Genomic DNA, 19,948 nt, shown 5'->3' with positions numbered 1-19,948 from the left:
GAGCGGCGCCGCTGGCGTCAAGACTCCACGCCATCGGGCGCTTATCCTGAAGTCCATGACCAACCGAACCCCCCTCGCGCTGCCGCCGCTGGTGCCCACGCGCGACGCCGCGCACCGCCGCATCGTCGCGATCCGGCCGGCCGAATACGCCCGCAGCCGCAACCACCTCGACGGCGCCGTGACCGGCCTGTCGCCCTACCTGACCCACGGCCTCGTCAGCCTCGCCGAGGTGCTGCGCGGCGCCGCCGCCCGCCACGTCATGAAGGTCGGCGACAAGCTGGTCTTCGAGCTCGGCTGGCGGGCCTATTTCCACCATGTCTGGGCCCACCGGGGCGACGCGATCCTGCAGTCGCTGCACGCGGGGCCGCTGCCCGAGGCGGCCTACCGCACCGAGGTGCCGGCCGACCTGCGCGAGGGCCGCACCGGCATCCCCGTGATCGACCAGGCCGTGCACACGCTCTACGCCAGCGGCACGCTGCACAACCATGCGCGCATGTGGCTGGCGAGTTACGCCGTCCACGTGCGCAAGACGCACTGGCGCGTCGCCGCCGACTGGCTCTACGGCCACCTGCTCGACGGCGACCTGGCCAGCAACCACCTGAGCTGGCAGTGGGTCGCCGGCACCGGCAGCCAGAAGCCCTACCTGTTCAACGCCGAGAACGTGGCCCGCCACGCGCCGCCCGAGTGGCACAGCCCGGGCAGCGTCATCGACGCCGGCTACGACGCGCTGGAAGCGCTGGCACGCAGCCCCGATCCGGTCGATCCGGACGAGGCCGACCGCCCCGGCGTCGACGAGCCCGCGTTGCGCACGACGCCGCCGGACGACCATGCCGTGAAGGCCCCGGCCGCCGCCGACGTGCGCGGCCGCGAGGTCTGGCTGGTCCACCCGTGGAGCCTGGGCGAACTGCCCGACGACCTGCCGCCGCAGACCATCGTGGTCGGACTCTGGCTGGCCGATTTCCACCGCGCCCGACCCTGGAACGCGCGCCGCTGGGACTTCGTCGCCCAGCGCATGGCCGAGCTGACGCCGCTGCGCTGGCACGGCAGTGCCGAGGCGGTCGGCAAGGCGCTGTCGGCCGCCAAGCGGGTGCGCAGCACGGCCGAACCGCACCTGGAGCCGTGGCTGTCGGGCTGGGCGCGCTGCCGCCCGCCGGCCGCGCTGTTCCCGGAGGTCAGCCCCTGCTGCGACTCGTTCTCGCAATGGTGGAACCGCAGCACGGCGGGCATCACCAGCGTCGCCGGGTTGCTCGCACATGCCGACCGGGCCGACGAGGACCGGAACCTGGCCTAGCCGTTCGGGCCGGCCAGACCGACATGCGCCGGCGAGGCCTGGGCCCAGACCTGCATCGGGTCGAACGCGGTCACGCGGTTGCGCCCCAGCGCCTTGGCCTGGTACATCGCCCGGTCGGCGCGTTGCTGGACATCGAGGATCGACGCGTCGCGGTCATGCCCGCTGGCCACGCCGATGCTGGCGGTGATGCGCAGCGGCTTGCCGTCCAGCGACGGCATCAGCGACTCGACCGACCCGCGCAGCTTCTCGGCCAGCGCGAGTGCCTGGGCGGCATCGGTGTGGGGCAGCAGCACCGAGAACTCCTCGCCGCCGATCCGGCCGATCAGGTCGCTGCGGCGCAGCGTGCTCATCATGTGCTCGGCCACCATCCGCAGCACCCGGTCACCGGCGGCGTGGCCGCGGGTGTCGTTGATCCACTTGAAATGGTCGAGGTCGATGAACAGCACCGAACACGGCTGGCCGACCCGGCGCGACGCCAGGATCAGCCGGTCGCCCTGCTCGTAGTAGGCCCGCGCGTTCAGCACGCCGGTCAGCACATCGTGCTGGCTCAGCTCGCGCAGGCGCTCGTTCGATTCACGCATGCGCTGGAAGTAGGCCAGCGAGCGGTCGACGTAGACGTGGAAGAAGAAACCCAGGAAGACCATCACGACCAGCCCGCTGACGATCGCGTGGCGTGAATACGGGGCGCTCAGCCAGGGATTCACCAGCGCGAACCCGACCACCAGGCCAGCGGTCGCGAACAACCCGAAGCGGGTGCCCATCAGGATATAGGCGCTGGGTATCGAGGTATAGAACCAGAGCAGTCGCAACTCGTTGTGCGGCACCTGCACCAGGGCCGACGAGAACACCACCAGCGAGCCGAGCACATGACCGGCGGTGACCCACCGCTGCCGTTCTCGGTGACCCCGCAGCGCCTGCCACAGGCCGGCCGTGCCGACCGTGTAGGCGGCCAGCACCCAGACGTGGCCGACCGGCAGCGGATGCAGTTGCAGCAGCGCGGCCAACAGGAACAGGCTGGCGAACACGAGACTGCCGACCAGCACCAGGATCAGGAACCGATGCTGGAACGCCAGATACTCTTCGCTCTCGACAAAGCGGGCTTCGCCAAAGATGGCGCGCTCCAGCATCGACAAAACAGGCTCCAGTCAGGGTGGGATCGGTTTGTTCGGAAACACCATAGCTTGCCTGAGAGACTTGCGGGAAACCTGAGAGTCGGGTGAATGCAGACAAAATTGAAATTCAATTACCCTGATTTGATCAAGTCGATTCCGGAAATTGATCGGCGTTAATACTCGGCGCAAACGTTTTCATTTCAGGACTCCCCGGAACAGGTGCTCGTCGTGACGCACCTGTAACCCGGCTGGGGAAAACCTCAGCCGGCCTGGATCGGCCGGGCCATGACGCCCAGGTCGCGCCAGTCTTCCGGGTGGCAGGTGAACAGCAGGACCTGGTGGCGCTGCGCCGCGTCATAGAGCACGCGCTTCATCTGCGCCAGCCGCTGCGCGTCGGTGTGGACCAGCGCGTCGTCGAGGATCAGCAGCGTCGGCCGGCCGGCCTCGCGCAGCAGGTCGGCATAGGCGCAGCGGGCGATCAGGCCGAGCTGCTCGCGTGCGCCGTAGCTCAGCGCGGTGATGGCGCCGGTCTCGGGCCGGCCGCGGGCGTCCGGCCGGGTCAGCTCGCCGGGCACCAGCTGCGCGTCGACCGCCAGCGTCGCCTGCGGGAACAGCAGGCCCAGGTGGTGCTGCAGATGGCGCATCAGCGGCACCTGCAGGCGCGCCAGCGTGGCGGCGCGGCGGTCGCCGAGTTCACGGCACAGCAGGTCGAGCGCATCGGCGCGGCGCTGCAGCTCGTCGCGCCGGGCAACCGCCCGGGCCCGCTCGCCGTCGACCTGCGCACGCGCCTCGTCCAGCCCCTGCGCACCGGCCTCGGCCAGCTGGGTCTCCAGCACCAGGATCTGCTCGTGACGCTGCTGGTGGGCGCGCTGCAGCTGCGCGACGCTGGCGGTCAGCCGCTGCACGTCCTGTTCGACGATGCGCGGCTGCGCCAAGTCGAGCTGGCGGCGGGTCTGCTCGATGCGCAGCGCCAGCGCCGCGCGTTCGGCGCCGACCGACAGCAGCTGGCCGGACGCCTGCGTGTCCTGCGCCTGGCGCGCCGGATCGGCCCGCAGCGCCGCCAGCGCATCCCGTTCATGGCGGGCCTGCAGATGCCGCGTCGTCGCCGTCGCCAGCCGCTGGCCGGCCTGGGCTGCCGCCTGCTGGGCCAGCTGGACGGCGGCGTCGGCGGCCTGCTGGCGGGCTTCGGCCTGGGTCAGCGCGGTGGCCGGGTCGACGTCCGGATCGCCGTCCTGCACCACGTCGTGGTCGACCTGCGGCGCCTCCAGCGCGGCCAACGCCGCATCGAGCTGCTGCAAGCGCGCGTCCGCTTCGGCCTGGGCCCGCCGCAAGGCGTCCAGCCCTTGCGGCGCGTGCAGGGCCAGCGCCTGTTCGGCCAGGCCGATCTGGCGCAGCAGGTCGGCCTGCTGTGCCTGCCGCTGTTCGGCCGCCGCCAGATCGGCCACGCCAGCCGACTGGCAGGCCGCCAGCCAGCGCGCCTGCGCATCGGCACGCTGGCGGGCCAGCTCGTCCAGGTCCTGCCCGCCCGGGCTGATGACCAGCCGCCCCACGCCGGGAATGTCCAGCGTGGCCGGCCGGACCAGCACCTGCCGGCTCGACCCGGTCAGCGGCTGGTCGGCCTCGCCGTCGGTCTGCAGCGTCAGCGTGACGCCGGGCAACAGGTCCAGCGACAGCCGGGTCGCCGCCGCGTCGTGGCGGGTCTGCAGCTCGCGCAGACGGGTGTCGAGCGCACGCAGCGACTTCAGCGCCTCGGGCGCCAGCGCCACGGCGGCCGCCTGGGCGCGCAGCGCCGTCAGCGTCGCGGCGGCCGCCTCGGCCTGCACCAGCGCGGCCTGCCGCACGGCCTGCGCCTCGTGTTGCTCGCGCTGCTGGCGGACCCGCTCGGCGCGGCTGGCCCGGGCGCGCCAGCGGCCGGTGTCGGCCGCCGCTGCACGGGCCAGCGCCTGCGCGGCATCGAGCCGCTCACGCGCCTGCTGCGCGGCGGATTCGGCCACCTGCAGGTCGGCCTGTGCCTGCGCCAGCTCGGCCTCGCGGCGGCTCAGGGCCTCGGCCTGCTGCTGGCCGGCCTGGACCTGCTGCTGCAGCAGGTCGACCTGGCTCTGCAAGGTCGCCAGCCGCTGCTGGTCCTGCGCCAGCAGGCGTTCGCCGTCCTGCAGCGCGGCGAGCTTCGCGCGGGCACTCGCCAGCTCGGCTTCCAGTGCCTGCCACGGCTGCGTCTGTGCGTCGACTGCATGGGCGCGACGCAGCGCGTCGAGCTGATCGACCTGGCCGCGGTAGGTGGCGATGCGCTGGTCCAGCGCGTCGCGTTCGGCGGTCAGCGTGTCGACCCGTGCCTGGGCATCGGCCAGACCGCCACGCGCCCGCCCGGTCGACGTCAGCAGTTCGGCCCGCGCCGCCAGCAGCCGCGCCTGCAGCGCGTCGCCCAGGCTGGCGGCCAGCGCGCCGGCCGGGTTGCCGTCCACCCCGCCAGACGCATCGCCCTGGCCACGCTGCAAGGCGCCGCGCAGGTGTTCGCGGGCATGGCCGGCGGCGTCGTGGATGTCCTGGCCGGCGCCCTGCTCGATCCACAGCAGCCCCGGGATGCCCCAGTGCTCGGTCTTGCTCGCGCCCTTGGCGGCATAGCCGTAGCCCAGCCGTTCGGCCAGCAGGTCCTCGGCCTCGGTGCCTTCCAGGCGCCGGCTGCCCAGTTGCAGCAGGCAGCGCTTGCGGCCGAGGAAGGCCTTGGTCAGCCGGCCGTCCTCGCCGTCGAGCCGGAAGTCGATCTCGACCTGCGGCGTCGCCGAGCCGTCGTCCCAGGGCCGCAGGTCGGTCACGGTCGAGGTGCCGTGGCGCTCGAAGAAGGCCGCGCGGATCGCCCGCACCAGCGTGCTCTTGCCGGCCTCGTTGTCGCCGCTGAACAGGTTCAGGCCGGGTTGCAGGTCGGTCAGCGCGAAAGGCTGGCGGAACTTGCGGACCTGCTCGACCTGGATGCGCGTGAGTTGCAGCGTCATGTCCGGGCCTCCAGGTCGACCAGCTCGGCGCTCAGCAGCGCCAGCGCATCGGCCGCCAGCCGGGCGGCGGCCGGGTCGTCGGCGCGCGACTGGCGTTCGCGCAGCGACACGATCAGCTCGCCCAGGTAGCCGTCGGCCTGCAGCGCGGCGATGTCCTCGTCGGTCGGGCTCAGGCGCAGCGCCGACAGGTCGGTGCCGAGGTGACGGCAACGTGCCTCGGCCCGCGCCAGGGCGTCGCGCAGCCGCTGGTGGGCGGCCAGGTCCAGCGCGCCGGCAACCGTCAGCGCGACGACATCGTCGGCCCCGAGCGCATCGAGCCGCGCCAGCAGGCCGTCGAGGTCGCTGGGCACCGCCAGCACCGCGTCGACCGCCTGCCAGCGGTAGCGCCCGGTGGCATGGCGCGTGACCTGCGGCAAGGCGCCCGGCGCGGCGATGTCGACCACCAGCGCCTGGCCGGCGCCGTTGTCCTTGTGCCGATCGGGCTCGGGCGTGCCGGCGTACCAGGTGCGGTCGTCGACCTGCTTGCAGCCGTGCCAGTCGCCCAGCGCCAGGTAGTCGAGCCGGGCCCGGGCGGCGCGGTCCGGCGCGATCGGGTTGGCCGAATCGATGTCCTCGGCCAGCAGCCCCTGCACGCTGCCATGCGCCAGGCCGATGCGCAGCAGGCCGGCGGGCGTCTGCGCCGTGTCGAACCAGGCGCTCAGGTCGCTGTGGGTGTGGCGCTGGGTCAGCGGCGCGGGCAGCAGCGCCAGGCCGATGTCGGCCAGCAGCAGCGGTTCGGGCGTCAGCGCCAGGTGGACGTTGGCCGGCACCGCGCCGAGCCGCTGCGCGCGGGTCCAGACGCTCTCGGCCAGCGCCGCGTCGTGGTTGCCGGGGATCAGCACCCACGGCCCCGGCCAGGCGGCCATCGCGTTGAACAGCCGGCGCACGGTGCGCTCGGCGACGTTCTGGGCGTCGAACACGTCACCGGCGACCAGCACCGCATCGACCCGCTCGCGCGCCGCCAGCTCGGCCAGGCGTTCGACGCAGGCGATGCGGGCCTCGGCCAGCGGCATCGCGTTCTCGGGGGGCAGGCTGGCGTAGAGCCGGCCGATCTGCCAGTCGGCGGTGTGCAGGAAGCGGGGCATCGGGGATCCGGGTCAGGTGGGGGACAGGCGCACAGGCTGCCGTCCGGGTGGCTCATCGGGTGAGCCTGTCAGTGGGCGGCGTGACGGCGAGGGTGTGACGGCGCGGGTGTGACGACGTTGAAGGCACTTTATCTGCAGGCGTTGGCGCGTCGCCTCAGCCGGTTCCGAGCTGCTGCTTCAGGAAACCGAGCAGCACCTGGTTGCGCGGCAGGCGCAGGCGTTCGGCGGTCGAGACGGCGCTGATCAGCGAGCCGAACTTGGTCTGCGGCGTCCAGCCCGGCAACACGCGCTGCAGGCGGCCGTCGGCCAGGCCGGACTGGCAGAGGTAGTCGGGCAGCAGCGCGATGCCGAGCCCGGCCAGCGCGGCTTCGGCGACCGCCTCGGGGTTGTCGACGTGGTAGCGGCCGCGCACCCGCACCTGCGCCATCGCGCCGGCCTGGGCGAGTGTCCAGAGGTCGTCGGAGGCCTCGCGCCAGTAGCTCAGGCAGCTGTGGCGGGCCAGGTCCTCGGGCCGCTGCGGCGTGCCGGCGTCGGCCAGATAGGCGGGCGTCGCGACGATGGACCAGCCCACCACCGCGACCGGCTCGCAGGCCAGGCCTTGCGGCGGCGTGGTCGACCAGCGCAGCGCGATGTCGATGCGTTCGTAGGCGACGTCGACCAGCCGGTCGGCCAGCTGCAGCTCCAGCTCGATCGCGGGGTGCAGGCGCAGGAACTCGGGCAGCTTGCCGGCCAGCACGCGCTGGCCCCAGGACACCGTGGCCGACAGCCGGATGCGGCCGGTCAGCTCCGAGCGCAAGGCCCGCAGCCGCTCCTCGCCGGCGGCCATCTCGGCCAGCGCGCGGCGGGCGAAATCGGCGTAGGCCTCGCCGGCCGGCGTCAGCGCGATGCGGCGGGTGCTGCGCGCGAACAGCGTCGCGCCGACCTGGGCCTCCAGCTGCGCGACACGCTTGCTGACCACGCTCTTGCCGACGTCCAGTTCGCGTGCGGCGCGGCTGACGCTGGCGCTGTCGGCCACTTTCAGGAAGGCCGCCAACATGTCGAATGAGACCGCCATTGTTTCCATTCCGGCGACAAAACGTTTGCATTCGAGCAGCTGCGTTGACCTGCGTCAATGCATAGAGTCCGACCCAGCGCGGCACCCGAGACCGCCGAACACCGGAGACAACGCCATGACCATCCAGATCCATGCCGACCCCATCACCGTCAACTGCCGCAAGGTGCTGGCCGGCCTCAAGCTGATCGGCGCGCCCTACGAGCTGGTCCACGTCGACTACTTCAAGGGCGAGCACAAGCAGGAGCCCTACCTGTCGCTGAACCCGAACGCCTCGGTGCCGGCGCTGACCGACGGCGATTTCTCGCTGTGGGAGTCGAACGCGATGCTGCAGTACGCGGCCGACAAGATGGGCAACGAGGCCGTCTACCCGCGTGACCTGCAGACCCGCGCCGACATCAACCGCTGGCTGCAGTGGGAGGGCTCGCACTGGTTCCCGGCCTGCTATGTCTTCCTGGTCGAGAACTGCGTCAAGCCGCTGCTCGGCGGCCAGCCCGACCCGGCCGTGCTGACGGCCCAGGCCGAGACCTTCCACAAGCTCGCGGGCATCCTGGACCGCCGCCTGGCCGGCCGGCAGTGGATGGTCGGCGACGGCCCCACCATCACCGACATCGTGCTGGCCGCGCCGATGCACCTGCACGGCTGGCAGCAGCTGCCGCTGAACGATCACCCCAACCTCAAGCGCTGGCTGCTGGAGAGCGTCGAGACCCTGCCCTGCTGGCAGGACACCGCCGTCTACGAAGGCTTCACCACCCAGCGCCCCGCCTGAGGCCCGCACCTGCCGGAGAGACAGCCCGCCATGAGCCACCCGTCCAGCGTCCGCGCGACGATGCAGTACACGGTCGACAACGGCATCGCGCCGGACTACTACTTCTACGAGCCCGATCCGTCGGTCGTGCTCAACCCGCCGGGCACCGATGCCCGCGAGGTCGAAGTCCACGACGGCTGGCCGCAGGTGGCCGGCTTCTCGGTCGACCGCGAGGGCTTCGAGCTGCACGACTTCGAGGGCCGCTTCGACCAGTTCGACGACGAGGCGTCGATCCGGGCGCAGTTCCATCCGCAGGTGATCGACTTCGTGAAGCGCCACACCGGCGCGAAGCGGGTGGTCGTGTTCGACCACACCATCCGCAAGCGCCTGCCGGCCGACCTGAAGCAGCAGACCACCGTGCAGCGCCCGGCGGTCCTGCTGGTGCACAGCGACTACACGCCGGCCAGCGGCCCGCAGCGGGTGCGCGACATCCTGCCCGACGAGGCCGAGTCGCTGCTGCAGCGCCGGGTCGCGTTCTTCAACGTCTGGAAGCCGCTGTACCGGCGGGTCGAGGAACTGCCGCTGGCGATGATCGACGCGCGCACCCAGGTCGACGCCGACCTGCTGCGCATGGACCTGAAGTACCGCGAACGCACCGGCGAGATCTACGTGCTGCGCCACTCGCCGGCGCACCGCTGGGTCTACTTCCCGAAGATGGAGGCGCACCACGCGCTGCTGCTCAAGACCTACGACTCGGAGGTCGACGGCCGGGCCCGCTTCATGGGCCACAGCGCCTTCGAGGACCCGACCACCCCGCCCGGCGCGATGAAGCGCGAGAGCATCGAGGTGCGGACGATGGCGTTCTTCTGAGGGTCGAGACATCGGCCTCGGTGCGACCTCGGTGCGGCCTTGGTGTTTTTCCGGCGCCCCACCGGACAGGAAAGTATCAGCACGGACTCGCCGGATATCGGCCGGTGACCGTGGCGCGACTAAGGTGTCGACCTGACACGCCGCGCACACGGAGCCGCCCCCGATGGGAAGCAGCCGACACAAGTCCACCGCCAAGTCCAGGCCCACGCCCACGCCGAAGCTCACCCCCGAGTTCGAGCACGACCTCAACCGCGATCCGCGGCTGGGCTACGAGCCGCCGGACGCGGGCGACTTCGTGCGCTGCTTCGAACACGGCAGCCCGACGCCGCTGGAACGCTGGCACTGCCATGACGAGTACGAGCTGCAGCTGATCGTCGGCGCGCGCGGCCGGGCCTTCGTCGGCGACCACGTCGGCCACTTCGAGCCCGGTCACCTGGTGCTGTGCGGCCTGCGCCTGCCGCACAACTGGATCTCGACCGACCTGCCGCCCAGCGGCCTGAGCGTGCGCAGCCTCGTCATCCAGTTCCGCGAGGAACCGCTGCGCGCGGGCATGCAGGCCTTCCGCGAGCTGGAGGAACTCGGCCCGCTGCTCGAACGCGCCCGGCGCGGCATCGAGTTCCTCGGCCAGAGCGAGCGTGTGCTCGAACGTTTCCACCGCATCCGCGCCAGTCGCGGCCTGGCCCGCTTCGCCGAGTTCATCGGCCTGATGTGCCAGCTGCGCCGCTGCGAGGACTACCGCCTGCTGTCGTCCGAGAACGTGGTCGGCCTGACGCCGGGCTCGACCCGATCGACCATCAACAAGGTCGTCGAATACGTCAACGAGAACCACGCCCAGGAGCTGTCGGTGGCCGAGGTCGCCGCACGCTTCCACATGAGCGAGAGCGGCTTCTCGCGCTGGTTCAGCCGTGCCACCGAGAGCACCTTCACCGCCTTCGTGAACCGCGTGCGCGTGCACCAGGCCTGCGAGCTGCTGATGCACAGCGACCAGCAGGTCTCCAGCATCTGCTGGGCCGTCGGCTTCAACAACCTCGCCAACTTCAACCGCCGCTTCCGCGACGTCAAGGGCGTCACGCCCACGGAATACCGCCGGCTGAGCCTGCTGCGCCTGAAGGGCGGCGGCTCGCCGACGGACGGATCCACACCCACCACAGGAGCAAGCACATGACAGGCAAATTGAGCGGCAAGGTCGCCGCCATCACCGGGGGCGCATCGGGCATCGGCCTGGCCAGCGCGGAGGCCATGCTGGCCGAAGGCGCCCGCGTCGTGCTGATCGACCGCGACGTCGCGGCGATGCAGGCGCTGCGCGACAAGCACGGCGACGCCGTGTTGCCGATGACCCTCGACCTGCTGGACGCCGATGAATGCGCGCGCCTGCTGCCACGCGTGCTGGAACTGGCCGGCCGGCTCGACATCCTGCATGCCAACGCCGGCACCTATGTCGGCGGCGACCTGGTCGACAACGACACCCGCGCGATCGACCGCATGCTGCACCTCAACGTCAACGTCGTGATGAAGAACGTGCACGACGTGCTGCCGCACATGATCGCCCAGGGCAGTGGCGACATCATCGTGACCAGCTCGCTGGCGGCGCACTTCCCGACCCCGTGGGAGCCCGTCTACGCCTCGTCGAAATGGGCCATCAACTGCTTCGTGCAGACGGTGCGCCGGCAGGTCTTCAAGCACGGCATCCGCGTCGGCTCGATCTCGCCCGGCCCGGTCATCACGGCGCTGCTGTCCGACTGGCCGGCCGAGAAGCTGCAGGAGGCGCGCGACTCCGGTTCCTTGCTCGACGCCCGCGAGGTCGGCGAGGTCGTGACCTTCATGCTGACCCGCCCGCGCGGCATGACGATCCGCGACGTCGTGATGATGCCGACCAACTTCGACCTCTGAGGACGCGTCCACACCCGGACACTGTGTCACGCCGCAGCCGCCGGTCTGCACCGGCGCGCCGCGCTGTCATCGGTCACGACACCGATGCGACACACCGATGGGACACCCCCATGCGCCAACGGCGCATGCCAGGGCCGCTGGTCAGCCGCCGGAGCTGAGGGTCTTCCCTCGCCCTCGCCCCGCTGGCCGCCCATCACCGCGCAGATTTGCCGGATCGGGCCGCCAGGTCCACGGGACATCCGGGCCGGAATGCATCTTGCTGAAAGGCCGGCACAACCGGACATCGAACGGCTGGCAAGGCCAGTTGCCTGACCGTTCTCCAACGACATGTCCCGGGTTGTGCCGCCATGCGCGCAGGCAACACCCCCCGCCTGCCATCGCCTGGCCGTCCGCAGTCGGCAGGGTCGACGCACGCACGCACCGGTGCCACGACGTCTCCCTGGAACGCTGAAGGCTCCTGGCCTGTCGGCAGCTCGGCGCATTCCCACCTCAACTGGAGACTTTCCATGACCTTGCTGATCGCCTTGACGATCTCCATCGGCCTGCTCGCCGTTGTCGCGACCTGGCTGTTCCTGGGCCCCCTGGCGGCGATGAACGTCCAGATCTGGCAGGCGTTCATCGCCTGGGCCAGCTTCTTCCACAACGGCGGGAAATCGGACGGCGCGGTGAAGACCGCCGTCTGCATGTCCTTCGGTGCCGTCGTCGGCATGGCCTCGGTGATCCTGGCCGGCCACCTCGGCGGACTCGGTGCCCTCGCGGCACCCGTGGCCGTGGGCATCGGCGCGGCCGTCATCGTGCTGGCCGCGCACGTGCCGCTGCTGTCGACCATCCCGTCGAGCGTCTACGGCTTCGCCAGCGTCGCCGGCCTGATCCTGCTGAAGGGCACGGCCCCGATGGACGCGATCGTGCCGACCATCGTCTCGATCGTGCTGGGCACCGCCTTCGGCTGGCTGTCCGAGCAGGTCGCGGGCAAGCTGACGAAGTCGGCCTGACGGCCTGAGGGCCTGAAAGCCGAACCGCCTCGGCTCAGGCGCTCAACCAGGCCTTCACGCGCAGGGCCAGCGCGCTGCGGCTGATGCCGTAGCGCTCGTGCAGCGTGGGCAGGGCGCCGGCGTCGAGGTAGGCATCGGGCAGGCCTGCAAGCTGGAAGCCGGCCGGCTGGACGCGGTGGCGCAGCAGCGCGCTGGCCACCGCTTCGCCGAGACCGCCGATCACCGAGTGGTTCTCGGCCACGACGACCAGACGCGGCTTCGCGCCGACCGCCGCGACGATCGTGGCCTCGTCGAGCGGCTTGATCGTCGGGCAATGCAGCACCGCGACATCGACCGCATCGGCGCGCAGGTCCTCGGCGACCTCGAGCGCGCGCATCGTCATGAAGCCGCTGGAGATGACCAGCACGTCGGCCCCCTCGCGCAGCATCTTCGCCCGCCCCAGTTCGAAGGAATAGCCGTATTCATCGAGCACCAGCGGCACGTTGCCGCGCAGCAGCCGCAGGTAGACGGGCCCCGGATGGGCGGCGATCTGCGGCACGGCCTGCTCGATGTCGAGCGCGTCGCACGGGTCGACGATGGTCAGGTTGGGGATGCCACGCATCATCGCCAGGTCCTCGGTGGCCTGGTGGCTGGGGCCGTAGCCGGTGGTCAGGCCGGGCAAGGCGCAGCACATCTTGACCGGCAGGTTCTCCTCGGCGATGACCTGGTGGATGAAGTCGTAGGCGCGGCGCGTGCCGAACACCGCGTAGGTGGTCGCGAAGGGCACCAGCCCTTCCTTGGCCATGCCGCCGGCTGCGGCCATCAGCAGCTGCTCGGCCATGCCCATCTGGTGGAAGCGTTCGGGGTAGGCCTGCGCGAACAGGTGCAGGTCGGTGTACTTGGCCAGGTCGGCGGTCAGGCCGACGATCTCGGGCCGGTCGGCCGCCAGCTCGACCAGCGCCTTGCCGAACGGTGCGGCCCGGACGCGCTGCCCCTCGCTGGCGATCGACGCGATCATGGCCGAGGTGGTCAGGCGGGGCTTCTTGTCGGTGGTGGCGTTCATGCGTCGGCTCCAGCGGGTCGGTTGGCGTCCAGGATCGCGATGGCCTGCTGCCATTCGGGCGGATCGACGCGGATGAAATGGTTTTTCTCGCGCTGTTCCAGGAAAGGCACGCCCTTGCCCATCAGCGTGTCGAACAGGATGACGCGCGGTCGCGCCTCGGGCAGGGTGCGGGCGGTCTCGAAGGCGGCCAGCACCGCGTCGAGATCGTTGCCGTCGACGCGCTGGACATGCCAGCCGAAGGCGGCCCACTTGTCGGCCAGCGGCTCGAAGCCCATCACCTTCGACGACGGCCCGTCGGCCTGCTGGTTGTTGATGTCGACCAGGCAGATCAGGTTGTCGAGCCGGTGGTGGGCGGCGCCCATCGCGGCCTCCCAGGTCGAGCCCTCGTCGAGCTCGCCGTCCGACATCGAGTTGTAGACGAAGGCCGGGTTGCGCTTGTGGCGCAGCCCGAGCGCGATGCCCACGCCGATCGCCAGGCCCTGGCCGAGCGAGCCGCCGGACACCTCCATGCCGGGCGTGTAGGTCGCCATGCCCGACATCGGCAGGCGGCTGTCGTCGCTGCCATAAGTCTCCAGCTCGGACTCGGGGATCACGCCGGCTTCGATCAGCGCGGCGTAGTGGGCGATCGCGTAGTGGCCGTGCGAGAGCAGGAAGCGGTCGCGGCCTTCCCAGCCGGGCTCGGCCGGGCGCAGCTTCAGCGCATGGCCGTAGGCCACGGCCAGCACGTCGGCCCAGCCCAGGGCCTGGCCGATGTAGCCCTGGCCCTGCACCTCGCCCATGCGCAGGGCGTAGCGGCGGATGCGCCAGGCTCGTTGTCGAAGATCAGCGGATGCGGACATGTCGGTTTCCCGTGAGGAAGGGGGTCGTTGGAGACGTCGGATGCGGCCGGTCGCTCAGTGCAGCGTGAGCCACGGCAGGTAGGCGAAACCGAGCAGAAGGCCGATCGCGACGAGGTAGAACGGGATCAGCTCGACCACGACATCACCGATGCGGACCTTGGCGATCGATGCGGTGATGAACAGCGTGGTGCCGATCGGCGGGTGGTACAGGCCGATCGAGAGGTTCACGATCATCATGATCCCGAGCTGGATCAGGTCCATGCCGACGGCCGATGCGAGCGGCACGAACATCGGCGTGAGCAGCAGCACGGCGGCCGGCAGGTCGATGAACATGCCGGTGGCCAGCATGATCAGGTTCATCGCCAGGATGATCAGCCAGGGCGACTGCAGCGTCTCGGTCGCGAAGCGGGTGAACACGGCCGGCAGCTGCTCGTAGGTGACGATCCAGCCGACCACGCTGGAGGCCATGATGATCAGCAGCACCACGCCGGTGGAGATGCCGGCCTCGATCGCGGCGTGCCGGAGCTTGGCCCAGGTCAGGTCGCGGTAGACCAGCCCGGCGACGACCAGCGCGTAGAGCGTGGACATCACGCTGACCTCGGTCGGCGTGGCGATGCCGAAGCGCAGGAAGACGATGATCAGCACCGGCATGGCCAGCGCCGGACCGGCCTGCACCAGCTGGCTCGCGAAGGCGCCCCATTCGAACGGCGTCGTGTCGCGCGGGAAGTTGCGGCGCCGGCCCTGGATGTAGCAGACCAGCATGAAGCCGCCGCACATCAGCAGGCCCGGCAGGATGCCGGCCACGAACAGCGCGCCGATCGAGGCACCCGAGACCAGCGCGTACACGATCATCGGGATCGACGGCGGGATCAGGATGTCGATCGTGGCCGCTGCGGCGAGCGTGCCGGCCGCGAACGGCGCCGGGTAGCCGAGCTTCTTGAGCCACGGGATCAGCATCGAGCCGATCGCCGACGCATCGGCCACGGCCGAACCCGAGACGCCGCCGAAGATGGTCGACGACAGCACGCCGACCTGCGCCGGCCCGCCATGCACGCGGCCGATCATCATCGTCAGCAGGTTGACCAGACTCTGGCCGAGCTTGCCGCTGACCATCAGCGCGCCGGTCAGCATGAAGAACGGGATGGCGATGAGCGGGAAGCTCTGCACCTGGGAAATCATCTGCTGGACCGCCAGGTCCACGGGGATGCGCCCGGACAGCAGCAAGGCGCTGACGGAGGCCAGCACGAGGGCATGGGCGATGGGGATCGACGCCAGCGCGGCGACGATGAACAGGCCGATGATCAGCGCGGTCATGACGAGGCTCCTTCGGTCAGGCCATCGGTGGGGGCGGTGCGGGTCTGCGAGTTCAGGCGCCAGGCCCGTGGCAGCTGGCACAGCGTGACGACGGCCAGCAGCACGAAGCCGGCGAGCAGGCAGCCGACGGTGATCGATCCGGGCACCTGCAGGATCGGCGAGCGTTCATCGGCCGCGATCTCCATCAGCGGCACGGCGGCCCAGGACAGGCCCAGGTAGAGCGCGGCGACCAGCAGCGAGCCGGCGGCCAGCAGCCAGCGACGCGAGCCCTGCAGGCGCTGGGTCAGGATCACGACCGCGATGTGCGAGCCGTGCTGCGTGGCCAGCACGACGCCGCTCATGATCATCCAGGGGAACAGCAGCTCGGGCAGTTCGGAGGCCCAGGCCAGGCTGGAGCCGGAGGCATAACGCAGCACCACGTTGATGCTGAGGATCAGGAAGGTCAGGGTCAGCGTCAGGTAGAGCACGGCGCGGCAGAGCGCGCCGACGGCCTGGTCGACCCGGTCGAGGAATCGTTGCACGGTGGGCACCTCGGCCGGCACGAGCGGGTCGTGCCGGCGTGGACAGGAGAGAAGGCCGAGGCCACGCGGGGGCCATCGGCGCCAGGTCACGGCAAGGTCAGCGTGCCGCCGCGATGACCTTCTTCAGGTAGGGCCCGATCGGGATGCGCCAGCCACTTGTCGTCGACGTCGGCGGTGGCCTTCGCGAAGGCGGCCTTGTCGACCGTGGTGACCTGCACGCCCTTGGCCTTCAGCTCGGCCAGCAGCTTGTCATCGGCCTCCTGCGACAGCCGGCGCTGCAGCGCGGTGGCCTCGGCGGCGGCTTCGGTGACGGCCTTGCGGTCGGCCTCGGACAGGCGGTCCCAGCTGCGCTTGCTCATCAGGAAGGGCGTCATCTGGAACATGTGGCTGGTCAGCGCGAGGTGCTTCTGGACCTCGTAGAGCTTGCTGGCGTGGATGTTGACCAGCGGGTTCTCCTGGCCGTCGACCACGCCCTGCTGCAGCGCCACGTACAGCTCGGCGAACTTGATCTGCTGCGCCTCGGCACCCAGCGCATGCATGATGTCCACCAGCACCGCGTCGGGCGGCGTGCGCATCTTCAGGCCCTTCATGTCCTCGACCTTGTTGATCGGGCGCTTGCCGTTGGTCATGTGGCGGATGCCGTTGTCCCAGTAGCCCAGCACGACCAGGCCCTTCTCGGCCGACTTGTCGGCCAGCTCCTTGCCCAGCGGGCCGTCCAGCAGCCGGAAGGCCTGCGACGGGGTCGAGAACAGGAAGGGCATGCCGTAGGCGGCGTACTCCGGCACGGTGGTGGCGACCGCGCCCTGCGAGTTGGCCGACAGGTCCAGCGCACCGGTGCGCAGCGCCGTCACCATCGCGGCGTCATCGCCGAGCTGGGCCGACGGCGCGACCTGCACCTCGATGCGGCCACCGGACTTCGCCTTGGCGACCTCGGCGAACTTGACCGCCGCCTCATGGCGCGGGTTGCCCGGCGCGGCGCCGTGACCGAGCGTCAGCTTGACGGTCTGGGCCTGCGCGGCCGGCAGGGCGAAGGCGGCCGCGATCGCGGTGGCGACGAGGGCGCGGAAGAAGGTCTGGCGTTGCATGGTCTTGTCTCCTGGGGATGTCGGCGGTGGGCTTGCCGGCTTGCGGGCTTGCTGGCTTGTGGACTGGCGGACGAATCGGGCGCTGCGGCTCAGTGGATCAACATGCCGCCGTTGACGTCGAGCGTCACGCCGGTGCAGTAGGCCGACAGCTCGCTGGCGAGGAAGACGCAGGCGCCGGCGATGTCCGACGGCCGGCCCAGGCGGGCCAGCGGGATGGTCGAGTTGATCTCGGCCTTGCGCTCGTCGCTGAGCTTGCCGGCGGTGATGTCGGTCTCGATCAGGCCGGGCGTCAGGCAGTTGACGCGGATGCCCTCGGCGCCGAACTCGCGCGCCATCGCGCGGGCCAGGCCGAGCACGCCGGCCTTGGCGGCCGAGTAGTGCGGGCCACCGAAGATGCCGCCGCCACGCTGGGCCGAGACCGACGAGATGCAGATGATCGAGCCGGCCTGCTGGCGCTTCATCGCCGGCAGGGCCGCCTGCGACATGTAGAGCGTGCCGCGCAGGCTGACGTCGAGGATGCGGTCGTAGTCGGCGCCGGTGATCTCCAGCGTCTTGACCGGCTGGGTGATGCCGGCGTTGTTGACCAGCACGTCGAGGCGGCCATAACGGGCCAGCACGGCCTGCACGGCGGCCTCGCACGAGGCCTTGTCGGTCACGTCGGCGACGAGGCCGAGATGCCCGGCGCCGAGGTCCGCCGCCGCAGCGGCCGGGTCGGCCCGTTCAAGGTCGAGGATGGCGACATGGGCGCCCTGGGCGGCCATGGCGCGGGCCGTGGCGTAGCCGAGGCCGTTGCGGCCGGCACCGCCGGTGATCACGGCGATCTTGTCGTCGAGCAGCATGGTGGGAATCTCCTGGCGTGGCCCTGGACGGGCGGGTTCTGGATCGGATGAAGCGCATTCTTCGGGCCCGATCAGATGACGACAAGCGAATCGTTTTCACCCTAAGATGAAGCTTCATCATCTGACGTCCGGGAACACCCGATGGCCAACATCCCGCCCTCGCCCCACCTGCTGGCCTTCGAGGCGGTCGCGCGCCGGCGCAGCTTCGCGCTGGCGGCGGCCGAACTGCACCTGACGGCATCGGCCGTCAGCCACCAGATCACCAAGCTGGAAGCGCAGCTCGGCGTGCGCCTGTTCGAGCGCAGCGCCCACGGCGTGCGCCTGAGCACCGCCGGCGAGGCCTACCTGTCGCGTGTGGGTGGGGCGCTGCACGCGATCCGGGCGGCCACCGAGGACCTGCGCCAGGGCGTCAGCAACAGCCTCTACGTGCATTCGGCGCCCAGCATCGCCAGCCTGTGGCTGATGCCCCGGCTGCGCCAGTTCGCGCAGGCCTATCCGGACATCTCGCTGAACCTGTCGGCCGCGCACACGCACAGCGACTTCGCGCTCGGGCAGGCCGATGTCGACATCCGCTACGGCATCCCGCAATGGCCGGACCTGGAGGTCGAGCCGCTGTTCGAGGAAAGCATCCTGCCGCTGGCCAGCGCATCGTTCATCCGCGAACACCGCCTGAAGCGCCCGGAGCAGCTGCTGGAAGTGCCACTGATCCAGAGCAACGTCAGCATCGTGCAGTGGTCCGACTGGTTCTCGCGCTACACCGAGCTGCGCGCGCCGGAGCGTTATGCGGTCCGCTTCGACCGCGCCCAGATGTCACTGGACGCCGCCACCCAGGGCCTGGGCGTCGCGCTGGAGAGCGCGACCAACGCCGGCCAGCACCTGGCCGAACGAAGGCTCAAGCCGGTCTTCGGGATGGAAATGGCGATCCGCGTGAAGGCCCACTTCGTGGTCTACCCGCTGCGCCATGCCAAGCGCCCGCCGGTCGATGCCTTCCTGACCTGGCTGCACCGCGAGGCGGCGCGCAGCGGCTGAGGCCGCCGGACCGGTCAGCGCACTTCGCCGTCGGCCAGCACCTGCCAGGCGCCGTCGTGTTCGCCCCAGTACTGGCGCATCCGCTTGCGGCTGACGCCGTCGACGGCGGTGTAGGACACCACCACGACGCCACGCTCGGCCCAGCCGAGCATGTTGATGTCCTCGATGCGGCTGGCCGGGCTCCGGGGCGTGGCCAGCCACTGCCGCCAGGCCAGGTTCATGGCCGGCGGCGCGGCGATGGCAGCGGGATCGCGCCAGTCGAGCTTGCGGGCAATGATCACCGGCGTGTCATGGGCCAGGCCGCGCTGGACCAGTCGCAGCAGGTCCTGGTTGGACAGGGCCAGGCAGCCGTCGCTGTCCTGCGGCGGACGCGAGTAGGTCTCCGGCGGCACGCCGTGGATCAGGATCGCGGTGCCGCCGCGCGAGGACTGGCGGTCCAGCGCGTTCGGGAAGTTCAGCGAGAAGACGTGCGTGCCCAGGCGCGGATCGACCGGCTTGAAGCTGCGCAGCACCCCCGTGTGGTAGACGCCGATGGGCGTCTTCTGGTCGCCCTCCTCGGTCTTGCCGACACCGCGACGGCCGATCGTGACGTACATGTCGTCGACCTGGCGCAGGCCGTGACCGGTGTTCTCGAACACGTGCAGCCGCGACTCGCTGGTGTCGACCGCGATGACGTGGCGGGTGAGCGGCGAGACCTGGATCAGGGCCGTCGGCAGGGTGCCCGGCGGCGGCGGCAGGCGGTGCGCGCCCAGGCGCAGGCGGGCTTCATCGAGCAGGTCCTGCAGGGTCCGGGCCGAAGCGTCGTCCGAGGCGACCTCGGGCCAGCCGACGCCGGGCGATCGCAACGCCACCAGCTGGCCGTGCACGAACTGCGCCAGCGCGAAGTCCGGATGGGCATCCACGAGTCGCCGGCTGACCACCAGCGCGGCGTCCAGCTCCTGGCGGTCGAGCAGGTCGAACACCTGCAACAGCAGGGCCTCCGGATGCGCGTCGGCGGCGGACGGCGGCGGCGGCAGGTCGGCGGCAGGGTCGAAAAAAGGGATCGTGGCGGGATCCGCCGTCAGCGAGACGGTGCGGCCCCAGGCCAGCCCGTGCAGATCGGCCTGCAGAAGCCACACGCTCGCCCCCCCGCTGACGGCCAGTCCGGCGAGGGAAAGCCACCAGGACAGTCTGCGGCGGTTGCGACGAGCTTCGATCTTCAGGCTCATGAG

General features: G+C 70.8%; 17 protein-coding genes and 1 pseudogene. 7 read left to right on the top strand and 11 right to left on the bottom strand.

Annotation, left to right across the window (positions count from 1 at the left end):
• Nucleotides 1-55 precede the first annotated feature (55 nt).
• Entirely contained in the window at nucleotides 56-1,291 is a 1,236-nt protein-coding gene (locus ACWA7K_RS04575; protein ID WP_456166075.1) for an FAD-binding domain-containing protein, read from the top strand.
• On the opposite strand, the gene ACWA7K_RS04570 is transcribed toward ACWA7K_RS04575, so the two are convergent.
• The 4 genes from ACWA7K_RS04570 to ACWA7K_RS04555 form a co-directional block, all read right to left on the bottom strand.
• Nucleotides 1,288-2,418, bottom strand: a complete 1,131-nt coding sequence (locus ACWA7K_RS04570) for a GGDEF domain-containing protein (RefSeq protein ID WP_456166073.1) — start codon at nucleotides 2,416-2,418, stop codon at nucleotides 1,288-1,290. The genes ACWA7K_RS04575 and ACWA7K_RS04570 overlap by 4 nt on opposite strands.
• Nucleotides 2,419-2,663: 245 nt before the next feature.
• On the bottom strand, nucleotides 2,664-5,393 hold the full coding sequence (locus ACWA7K_RS04565; RefSeq protein WP_456166071.1) for an AAA family ATPase: 2,730 nt from the start codon (nucleotides 5,391-5,393) through the stop codon (nucleotides 2,664-2,666).
• A complete protein-coding gene (locus tag ACWA7K_RS04560; protein ID WP_456166069.1) occupies nucleotides 5,390-6,517 on the bottom strand; it encodes a metallophosphoesterase family protein in 1,128 nt (375 codons plus the stop codon). The genes ACWA7K_RS04565 and ACWA7K_RS04560 overlap by 4 nt, the downstream gene beginning before the upstream one ends.
• Before the next feature lie 154 nt (nucleotides 6,518-6,671).
• Nucleotides 6,672-7,553, bottom strand: coding sequence for a LysR family transcriptional regulator (locus ACWA7K_RS04555; RefSeq protein ID WP_456166067.1), 882 nt, complete (start codon nucleotides 7,551-7,553; stop codon nucleotides 6,672-6,674).
• A gap of 133 nt (nucleotides 7,554-7,686) precedes the next feature.
• On the opposite strand from ACWA7K_RS04555, the gene ACWA7K_RS04550 reads away from it, so the two are divergent.
• The 5 genes from ACWA7K_RS04550 (at nucleotide 7,687) to ACWA7K_RS04530 (ending at nucleotide 12,068) form a co-directional block, all read left to right on the top strand.
• Complete coding sequence (locus ACWA7K_RS04550) at nucleotides 7,687-8,337, top strand: glutathione S-transferase family protein (RefSeq protein ID WP_456166065.1); 651 nt, start codon at nucleotides 7,687-7,689, stop codon at nucleotides 8,335-8,337.
• Between the two features lie 30 nt (nucleotides 8,338-8,367).
• Nucleotides 8,368-9,186: a CmcJ/NvfI family oxidoreductase gene (locus ACWA7K_RS04545; protein WP_456166063.1), complete on the top strand. Its 819-nt coding sequence runs from the start codon at nucleotides 8,368-8,370 to the stop codon at nucleotides 9,184-9,186.
• Nucleotides 9,187-9,349: 163 nt separating this feature from the next.
• On the top strand, nucleotides 9,350-10,351 hold the full coding sequence (locus ACWA7K_RS04540; protein ID WP_456166061.1) for an AraC family transcriptional regulator: 1,002 nt from the start codon (nucleotides 9,350-9,352) through the stop codon (nucleotides 10,349-10,351).
• On the top strand, nucleotides 10,348-11,076 hold the full coding sequence (locus ACWA7K_RS04535; protein WP_456166059.1) for an SDR family oxidoreductase: 729 nt from the start codon (nucleotides 10,348-10,350) through the stop codon (nucleotides 11,074-11,076). The genes ACWA7K_RS04540 and ACWA7K_RS04535 overlap by 4 nt, the downstream gene beginning before the upstream one ends.
• Nucleotides 11,077-11,582: 506 nt before the next feature.
• Nucleotides 11,583-12,068: a DUF1097 domain-containing protein gene (locus tag ACWA7K_RS04530; protein WP_456166057.1), complete on the top strand. Its 486-nt coding sequence runs from the start codon at nucleotides 11,583-11,585 to the stop codon at nucleotides 12,066-12,068.
• A 34-nt stretch (nucleotides 12,069-12,102) separates the two neighbouring features.
• Here the strand turns inward: ACWA7K_RS04530 and ACWA7K_RS04525 are convergent, their stop codons facing one another.
• The 6 genes and pseudogenes from ACWA7K_RS04525 to ACWA7K_RS04500 form a co-directional block, all read right to left on the bottom strand.
• Entirely contained in the window at nucleotides 12,103-13,110 is a 1,008-nt protein-coding gene (locus tag ACWA7K_RS04525; protein WP_456166055.1) for a transketolase family protein, read from the bottom strand.
• Nucleotides 13,107-13,949 (bottom strand): transketolase, encoded by an 843-nt coding sequence (locus tag ACWA7K_RS04520; protein ID WP_456166054.1) that lies wholly within the window; start codon nucleotides 13,947-13,949, stop codon nucleotides 13,107-13,109. Before ACWA7K_RS04520 ends, ACWA7K_RS04525 begins: the two co-directional genes overlap by 4 nt.
• 54 nt (nucleotides 13,950-14,003) lie before the next feature.
• On the bottom strand, nucleotides 14,004-15,263 hold the full coding sequence (locus ACWA7K_RS04515; protein WP_456166053.1) for a TRAP transporter large permease: 1,260 nt from the start codon (nucleotides 15,261-15,263) through the stop codon (nucleotides 14,004-14,006).
• Nucleotides 15,260-15,784: a TRAP transporter small permease gene (locus ACWA7K_RS04510; protein WP_456166052.1), complete on the bottom strand. Its 525-nt coding sequence runs from the start codon at nucleotides 15,782-15,784 to the stop codon at nucleotides 15,260-15,262. Before ACWA7K_RS04510 ends, ACWA7K_RS04515 begins: the two co-directional genes overlap by 4 nt.
• 97 nt (nucleotides 15,785-15,881) lie before the next feature.
• Nucleotides 15,882-16,869: pseudogene (locus ACWA7K_RS04505) on the bottom strand (TRAP transporter substrate-binding protein).
• 89 nt (nucleotides 16,870-16,958) lie between these two features.
• A complete protein-coding gene (locus ACWA7K_RS04500) occupies nucleotides 16,959-17,708 on the bottom strand; it encodes an SDR family NAD(P)-dependent oxidoreductase (protein WP_456166050.1) in 750 nt (249 codons plus the stop codon).
• 141 nt (nucleotides 17,709-17,849) lie between these two features.
• On the opposite strand from ACWA7K_RS04500, the gene ACWA7K_RS04495 reads away from it, so the two are divergent.
• Nucleotides 17,850-18,737, top strand: coding sequence for a LysR substrate-binding domain-containing protein (locus tag ACWA7K_RS04495; RefSeq protein WP_456166048.1), 888 nt, complete (start codon nucleotides 17,850-17,852; stop codon nucleotides 18,735-18,737).
• Nucleotides 18,738-18,751: 14 nt separating this feature from the next.
• On the opposite strand, the gene ACWA7K_RS04490 is transcribed toward ACWA7K_RS04495, so the two are convergent.
• Entirely contained in the window at nucleotides 18,752-19,945 is a 1,194-nt protein-coding gene (locus ACWA7K_RS04490; protein WP_456210364.1) for a L,D-transpeptidase family protein, read from the bottom strand.
• Between the last annotated feature and the right edge of the window lie 3 nt (nucleotides 19,946-19,948).

The organism is Leptothrix mechoopdaensis (SeqCode) (assembly GCF_053893855.1).
This window is presented reverse-complemented; position numbering and strand designations above follow the sequence as displayed.

Coding starts and splice junctions, on each gene's coding strand:
- ACWA7K_RS04530 (WP_456166057.1), top strand. CDS start 11,583: ATGACCTTGCTGATCGCCTTGACGATCTCCATCGGCCTGCTCGCCGTT.
- ACWA7K_RS04555 (WP_456166067.1), bottom strand. CDS start 7,553: ATGTTGGCGGCCTTCCTGAAAGTGGCCGACAGCGCCAGCGTCAGCCGC.
- ACWA7K_RS04515 (WP_456166053.1), bottom strand. CDS start 15,263: ATGACCGCGCTGATCATCGGCCTGTTCATCGTCGCCGCGCTGGCGTCG.
- ACWA7K_RS04495 (WP_456166048.1), top strand. CDS start 17,850: ATGGCCAACATCCCGCCCTCGCCCCACCTGCTGGCCTTCGAGGCGGTC.
- ACWA7K_RS04540 (WP_456166061.1), top strand. CDS start 9,350: ATGGGAAGCAGCCGACACAAGTCCACCGCCAAGTCCAGGCCCACGCCC.
- ACWA7K_RS04575 (WP_456166075.1), top strand. CDS start 56: ATGACCAACCGAACCCCCCTCGCGCTGCCGCCGCTGGTGCCCACGCGC.
- ACWA7K_RS04560 (WP_456166069.1), bottom strand. CDS start 6,517: ATGCCCCGCTTCCTGCACACCGCCGACTGGCAGATCGGCCGGCTCTAC.
- ACWA7K_RS04545 (WP_456166063.1), top strand. CDS start 8,368: ATGAGCCACCCGTCCAGCGTCCGCGCGACGATGCAGTACACGGTCGAC.
- ACWA7K_RS04490 (WP_456210364.1), bottom strand. CDS start 19,945: ATGAGCCTGAAGATCGAAGCTCGTCGCAACCGCCGCAGACTGTCCTGG.
- ACWA7K_RS04570 (WP_456166073.1), bottom strand. CDS start 2,418: ATGCTGGAGCGCGCCATCTTTGGCGAAGCCCGCTTTGTCGAGAGCGAA.
- ACWA7K_RS04565 (WP_456166071.1), bottom strand. CDS start 5,393: ATGACGCTGCAACTCACGCGCATCCAGGTCGAGCAGGTCCGCAAGTTC.
- ACWA7K_RS04500 (WP_456166050.1), bottom strand. CDS start 17,708: ATGCTGCTCGACGACAAGATCGCCGTGATCACCGGCGGTGCCGGCCGC.
- ACWA7K_RS04525 (WP_456166055.1), bottom strand. CDS start 13,110: ATGAACGCCACCACCGACAAGAAGCCCCGCCTGACCACCTCGGCCATG.
- ACWA7K_RS04535 (WP_456166059.1), top strand. CDS start 10,348: ATGACAGGCAAATTGAGCGGCAAGGTCGCCGCCATCACCGGGGGCGCA.
- ACWA7K_RS04520 (WP_456166054.1), bottom strand. CDS start 13,949: ATGTCCGCATCCGCTGATCTTCGACAACGAGCCTGGCGCATCCGCCGC.
- ACWA7K_RS04550 (WP_456166065.1), top strand. CDS start 7,687: ATGACCATCCAGATCCATGCCGACCCCATCACCGTCAACTGCCGCAAG.